The following is a 6107-nucleotide window of genomic DNA, read 5'->3' as shown; positions in this document are numbered from 1 at the left end:
TCGACTTGCATGTGTTAGGCCTGCCGCCAGCGTTCAATCTGAGCCATGATCAAACTCTTCAATTTAAGTTTGGTTGCCAATTAAGGCGGCTCAATGAATTGCTGAATTAACTGCTGCAACTTTCGTTGCTTTGGTCACTTCATCAGACATTGAAATCAAAAATTGTTTTTGATGCTCGATGCTGCGAGTGCCCACACAGATTGCTTGATTCAAATTGTTAAAGAGCGTCACGCTTATCGCGTTGAGGAGGCGCATCTTACGCCCCTCACTTCGAAAGTCAAGCGGTTGTTTTCGCTTTTCTTTCGGCGCCCACTTCCTAAGGAAGCTGGCTCATCAGGTTGGCGTGTTCCGCCGTGCTGGTAGGGGCGCATTATAGGGAGGCCGATTGCGATGACAAGGGAATTTTTGAAGAAAGTCACGGAAACTTCAAATTATCCAGTTAGAAACAACTTACCCAGTGTATATATACAATGTTATCCACAAGCTGATGATTTCAGCCCTCTTTTATTGGCATTTATCAGGATCTTCCTGGCTGAAGGAATGCCATACTGAAGCGGATAATTTACCTCAAGTGGTCCATGGTAGCGTCTGGTCGTAAAGCTGGTTACCATGAAGGTGAATAGAGTGTTGCACCTTTTTTGCTTTCATTTACAAAAGGTCTTTAAAGATGAATTTATCCAAGTTTCCCGTTTATGTGCAGGCAGCAGTTCTTGCTCTGGTATTGGCGCTGCTCGGCTATCTGGTTGCCCAGGCCCTGCAGTTCTCTCTGAAAGTCGAAGTCATTTTTGCCGCCGGTCTGGCCATTGGCGGTTTCGTGGTACCGCTCTTCCTTAACCGTGCGCCTGCAACCGCCCTCGAACAGGCAACCAGCCAAGAGACCTGTACCTTATATGTAGGCAACCTGCCCTATCGCGCCAACGAGATTGCGGTGCGCGAACTCTTTGCCGAGCAAGGTCAGGTACTGTCAGTTCGTCTGATGAAGGACAAGGCCACCGGCAAACGCAGGGGCTTCGGGTTTGTGGAGATGCCTGTCGCCGATGCGGCCAAGGCCATCGCCGCGCTCAATGACAAGGAGTATCAGCAGCGCACCCTGAAAGTGCGTGAAGCAAATGACAAGCGGGACCGGGATGAGAAGGACGTCAACGACGTCGACGCCTGATATTCAGTACACCACCTCTTCGAGTGACGACAGCCCCCAAGCTTGCAAGGGGGCTGTCAGTTTCTGGGCCCCTGCATCCAGTCGCGTGCAGTAGGCACGTCCCGTCCCCTCGCCAGGCGCCTGGACCGGCAGTGTCGCCAGCAGATGCGCCACCCGCCTTGCCACGGCAAGACCCGAATCGACCAGTTGGCATTCCGGCATCAGCTGTTTGATCTCTTCGTTGAGCAAGGGGAAGTGGGTACATCCCAGTACCAGGGTATCCGGCCTCTCCTCCCCTTCCATCCAGTCTGCGAGCACCTCTCTGAGCAGAGCCATATTGACCGGCAACCCCGCCAGCTTGCGCTCGGCTTCGATAACCAGTTCGGTGGCCCCCTTCAGCAGCACATGCTTGCCCGGGGCGAACTGGGCAATGAGTTCATGGGTATAGTCACGGCTGACGGTGCCGGGCGTTGCCAGCAGACCGATGTAGCCGTTACGGGTCAGGGCGGCGGCAGGCTTGATCGCGGGGACCACGCCGACCACGGGAATGCTGAGTGCGGTACGCAGGGATGGCAGGGCAATGGTGCTGGCGGTATTGCAGGCGATCACCACCAGATCAATGGCGTGCTCGGCCACCATGTGGCTGACCAGTCCGGTACAAGCCTCGATGAGGGCCGCCTCACTCAGCTCGCCATAGGGAAAGTGGGCATTGTCGAAACTGTAGAAATAGTTGTGCTCCGGCAGAGCGCGACGGATCTCCCCATAGACAGTCAGACCGCCCATACCGGAGTCGAACACGAGAATATTGGCCACCTGAGCTCCCCCTTGAATGCGAGGCCGCGATCATACTCCCGCCCGGCGCCAATAGAAAAGGCCCTGCCAATGGCAGGGCCCCTGATTTTTCAGATCCAGACAAGGGGATCAGAGTGCGTAGTCCACCGTCACATAGTAGGCACGCTCGTCAGCCGGGTAACCCACCGAGGTCTGGTATTCCTTGTCCAGCAGGTTGCTGATCTTGCCGGAGACCTTCCAGGACGGTGCAACCTGGTAGCCCACCGCCAGGTTCCACACGCTGTAACCGCCCAGCTGGGTGGTATTGGCCGCGTCACCATAACGCTCACCCTGGTAGATCCAGCTCAGGGAGCCATCGAACTGCTGCCACTGCGCCTGGCTCACCCACTTGGCCCCCTTGCGGGAGATCAGCTGCAACTGCTTGTCGGTGACCTTGTCCTTGGGATCCTTGTATTCGGCGGAAACGCGATGGCTCAGCCAGCCGGTCTCGAACTCCCCTTCCAGCTCAACCCCTTCAATCCGCGCCTTGCCGACGTTTTGCGGCGTCCACATGCCCTGGCTGTCCGGTGCCCACTGGATCATCTGCTCGAAGTCGTTGCGATAACCGGTCAAGCGCCACTCCACACCTGCGGTCTGTCCGTCCAGCATCAACTCGTGGCTTTTCGACTCTTCCGGCTTCAGATCAGGATTGCCGGACCCCGGGTAGTAGAGATCGTTGAAGGAGGGGGCACGGAAACCGGTGCCGTAACGGGCACTGAGGCGATAATCCTCAACGAAGCGCCAGCCAGCGCCGGTTTGCCAGGTGTTGTGACGTCCGAACTGCTCGTTGTCATCGCTGCGACCACTCAGCTCGGCCTGCCAGACCTGGTTGTCAAACTGGGCCAGGGCATAGAGCCCGGTGTTGTCACGCTCATCGGCCTCACTCGGGAAGGCGACGCCAGAGGAGCGAGAACTATCGTCCAGCATGTCGCGCTGCCAGTCGGCGCCGCCCCCCAGGGTCCAGCTCTCGTCCAACTTGATGCTGTTGACCCAGTTCAGGGTGTATTGACGGGTATAGAGTCGATCAGCGGACTGATCGCGGCCGCTGGTATCCGGGTAGTCGTAGGCATCCTGTTTGGAGAAGGCGCCGCGCAGCTCGCTCAGGTAGCGCTCGTCATGATAGCGGGAGCCGAGCTGGTAGCTCTGGTTCTCGGTCCAGGTCTCGTTGCGTTGATGGAACGCCGGGCCCCAGGCGGAAGCGGCAGAGGATCTGTCGTACTGGGCAATGTTGCGGAACCAGCGGGTCGTACCGAACAGATCCCAGTTGCTGGCCAGCGCCTGCTGATAATCCACCATGGCGTTATAACCCCGGTGGCCATGCTTGTCGCCATCGTTCACCCCGGCGATGGGGTGCACGTTGTAGCCGGTCTCGTCATCGAAACCACCAGCGACCTTGATCTGACCCGCATCACCCACCTGGCTGGCGCTGCTGAAGGCAGCCTGACGCTGCTTGTGGGAGCCCGCGCCCAGGTTGAACTTGTGCTGATTGGTCCCCTGGTCCGGGCGAGTGATGATGTTGATGACCCCACCGATGGCATCGGACCCATAAATAGTGGCGCGTGCACCGCGGATATATTCGATCCGCTCCACCTGGTTGAGGGGCAGGTTGTTGAGCTCGGTCATCCCGGCGGTCAGAGAGGCGCTGCGCACCCCGTCCACCAGCACCAGGGTCTGGGAAGAGGTGCCACCACGTACCCGCAGCGAGCTGAGCTGGCCGCGGCCGCCGTTGCTGACCACTTCCACGCCGGGCAGGGTCTTGACCACGTCTGTCACGGTCTGGGCTTGCAGGCGATCGATCTCGTCACGGGTCACCACGTTGACGGGAGCCAGCACACTGGAGGCAGGCTGGGCGACACGGGTAGCGGTCACCACCATGGTGGGATTGACAGGGATGGTCAGTTGTTGGGCAAAGGCCGCCGTTGGCAACAGGGCAGCCGCCAATAATGTCTTGGACATGAGAGATCCTTAAGTTCGCGTAAGCATCTACTTCGTGGCCGGTTTCTCTCGGCCCGAAATACGTACTTTGGCAGGTCTTCGGGCTTGGGGGCTGATGGCCTACGGCGACGGCTTCCCACCTGACGGCAGTGCCCTGATGTCGCTTCGTTCCCCCTTACCGCTGCGCGCCAGCTCCGGATTCTCACCGGATTCCCTTTTAAGCATGATGCGCCAAAGCGGGGGGATTATAGGCAGAGCCGCATTGGATGTATAGCCATCTGGATTTCTAATGTCGTTTTTACCCAAAGCCGGTGCCAAGTGGCGCAGATCCTCGCCCCCTCTCGTACCTTGAGGCTCGTTGACCGTCATTCGAGAGGGTCAAACACAAGAAATGTTGAGCCAGATCCCACGGCTTTTTGGTAACATGCGGCAAACGTTTGACATCCGAGGAAGCCGTAATGACGACCCCCCCTATGATCGGCCTGGTAATGGGCTCCGACTCTGACTGGCCCGTGATGCAGGCCGCCGCCCGCATCCTCAAGGAGCACGGCGTGCCCTATGAAGCGCGCGTCGTATCCGCCCATCGCACCCCGGATCTCCTGTTTGAATATGCCGCCAGTGCGCGCGATCGCGGTCTGCGCGCCATCATCGCCGGCGCCGGCGGCGCAGCCCACCTGCCGGGCATGCTGGCCGCCAAGACCACGATCCCGGTGCTGGGCGTGCCCATCCCCACCCGCCAGCTCAAGGGGATGGATTCCCTGCTCTCCATCGTGCAGATGCCCAAGGGCGTGCCGGTCGCCACCTTCGCCATCGGTGAGGCGGGTGCCGCCAATGCCGGTCTGTTCGCCGTGTCCCTGCTGTCTGTCGCCCAGGATGGCGACGCTCCCCGTTATCACCAGCAGCTCGACGGCTTCCGCGCCAAGGAGCGCGACCGGGTGCTGGCGCTCACCCTGGAGGAGCCGGCATGATACTGCCCCCCGCCACTTTGGGTATGCTCGGTGGCGGCCAGCTCGGCCGCTACTTCGTGATGTCTGCCCACCGTCTCGGCTACAAGGTGATCGTGCTGGACCCGGACCCCATCAGCATCGCCGGTGCAGCCGCCGACGAGCAGATCGTTGCCGCCTATGACGATGCCGATGCCCTGCGCGATCTGGCCAGCCGCTGCGACGCCATCACCTGCGAGTTCGAAAACGTGCCCGCCGCCTCCCTGGCCCTGCTGGAGCAGTACAAGCCGGTGCGCCCGGCCGCGAGCGCAGTACGTGTCTGTCAGGATCGCCGGGAAGAGAAAGCCTTCCTGACCCGCGCCAGCGTACCGGTCGCCCCGAACCTGACCCTGCTGCCCGGCGAGCCGCTGCCCGCCCTGCCCAGCGACCTCTTCCCCGCCATCCTCAAGACCGCCCGCGAGGGCTACGATGGCAAGGGGCAGTGGACTATCCACAATGCGGGCGAATTGCCAGCGGCCCTGGCCGCCAGCGGTGTCCCTTGCGTGCTGGAGAAGCGCCTGCCGCTGGAGGGGGAGTTTGCCCTCACCCTGGCCCGCAGTCCGAGCGGTGCCATCAGTGCCCTGCCCCTGGTGCAGAACTGGCACAGCGGCGGCATCCTGGATCAGACCCGCTCCCCGGCCAATGTGCCCGCCCTGGAGCGCGAGGCCCAGCGCATCGCCGAGCACATCATCGCCGCCCTCGACTATGTGGGTGTGCTGACGGTGGAGTTCTTCCTAGTCGGCGGTGAACTGCTGGTCAACGAGATGGCCCCCCGGCCCCACAATTCGGGTCATCCCAGCATCGACAACGCCGGTTGCAGCCAGTTCGAGTTGCAGGTGCGCGCCCTGTGCGATCTGCCGCTGCCGGCGCAGGCTGAGGTGCAGCCCGCCATCCTGCTCAACCTGCTCGGGGATCTGTGGCAAGACGGCACGCCGGACTGGGCTAGCGCCCTGGCCCTGCCCGGGGTGCACCTTCACCTCTATGGCAAGGGCGAAGCCCGCCCCGGCCGCAAGATGGGCCACGTCACCGTCACTGGCCGCGACTGGCCCGCCGTCGAGGCCACCGCGCACCAGCTGCGCGCCCTGCTGGGTCTGCCTCCGCGCTGAGTCCACCCCTTGACATGCAAAGACCCGGGCCAAGGCCCGGGTCTAATGAGATGGTCACCCCCACCCTGTGAGCGGTACGCTGACAGGGTGTTTTTCTTTCAGGAGAGGCCATCA

The 6107-nt window shown here is 61.0% G+C and carries 6 protein-coding genes, 1 rRNA gene and 1 riboswitch; of the genes, 3 read left to right on the top strand and 4 right to left on the bottom strand.

The genetic code is table 11. The annotated features are described in order from the left end of the window. A 16S ribosomal RNA gene (locus PG892_RS21250) occupies positions 1-65 on the bottom strand; the annotation flags it as partial. A 25-nt stretch (positions 66-90) separates the two neighbouring features. Then, a complete protein-coding gene (locus PG892_RS21245) occupies positions 91-255 on the bottom strand; it encodes a hypothetical protein (protein WP_210557351.1) in 165 nt (54 codons plus the stop codon). A gap of 412 nt (positions 256-667) precedes the next feature. On the opposite strand from PG892_RS21245, the gene PG892_RS21240 reads away from it, so the two are divergent. Continuing rightward, on the top strand, positions 668-1159 hold the full coding sequence (locus tag PG892_RS21240) for an RNA recognition motif domain-containing protein (protein WP_029313407.1): 492 nt from the start codon (positions 668-670) through the stop codon (positions 1157-1159). Between the two features lie 3 nt (positions 1160-1162). Here PG892_RS21240 and murI read toward each other — a convergent pair whose 3' ends face one another. Together murI and PG892_RS21230 are read right to left on the bottom strand one after the other, a co-directional pair. Then, entirely contained in the window at positions 1163-1951 is a 789-nt protein-coding gene (gene murI / locus PG892_RS21235; protein ID WP_010672351.1) for a glutamate racemase, read from the bottom strand. 108 nt (positions 1952-2059) lie between these two features. Beyond that, a complete protein-coding gene (locus PG892_RS21230) occupies positions 2060-3925 on the bottom strand; it encodes a TonB-dependent receptor domain-containing protein (protein ID WP_264787101.1) in 1866 nt (621 codons plus the stop codon). A 52-nt stretch (positions 3926-3977) separates the two neighbouring features. After that, positions 3978-4155, bottom strand: a riboswitch (cobalamin riboswitch). 207 nt (positions 4156-4362) lie between these two features. Here PG892_RS21230 and purE point away from each other — a divergent pair. Both purE and PG892_RS21220 read left to right on the top strand, forming a co-directional pair. Further along, positions 4363-4872 (top strand): 5-(carboxyamino)imidazole ribonucleotide mutase, encoded by a 510-nt coding sequence (gene purE, locus PG892_RS21225; RefSeq protein WP_029313402.1) that lies wholly within the window; start codon positions 4363-4365, stop codon positions 4870-4872. Then, positions 4869-5993 carry a 5-(carboxyamino)imidazole ribonucleotide synthase gene (locus PG892_RS21220; protein ID WP_103859126.1) on the top strand — a complete coding sequence of 375 codons (1125 nt, stop codon included), beginning with the start codon at positions 4869-4871 and terminating at the stop codon, positions 5991-5993. Before purE ends, PG892_RS21220 begins: the two co-directional genes overlap by 4 nt. Positions 5994-6107 lie beyond the last annotated feature (114 nt).

The sequence above is a fragment of the Aeromonas sp. QDB68 genome, assembly GCF_027707405.1.
Lineage (GTDB): Bacteria > Pseudomonadota > Gammaproteobacteria > Enterobacterales > Aeromonadaceae > Aeromonas > Aeromonas caviae.
Note: the sequence above shows the minus strand (reverse complement) of the source record. Positions and strands in the feature narration are given on the sequence as shown.

Coding starts and splice junctions, on each gene's coding strand:
- PG892_RS21245 (WP_210557351.1), bottom strand. CDS start 255: ATGCGCCTCCTCAACGCGATAAGCGTGACGCTCTTTAACAATTTGAAT.
- PG892_RS21220 (WP_103859126.1), top strand. CDS start 4,869: ATGATACTGCCCCCCGCCACTTTGGGTATGCTCGGTGGCGGCCAGCTC.
- PG892_RS21230 (WP_264787101.1), bottom strand. CDS start 3,925: ATGTCCAAGACATTATTGGCGGCTGCCCTGTTGCCAACGGCGGCCTTT.
- PG892_RS21240 (WP_029313407.1), top strand. CDS start 668: ATGAATTTATCCAAGTTTCCCGTTTATGTGCAGGCAGCAGTTCTTGCT.
- purE (WP_029313402.1), top strand. CDS start 4,363: ATGACGACCCCCCCTATGATCGGCCTGGTAATGGGCTCCGACTCTGAC.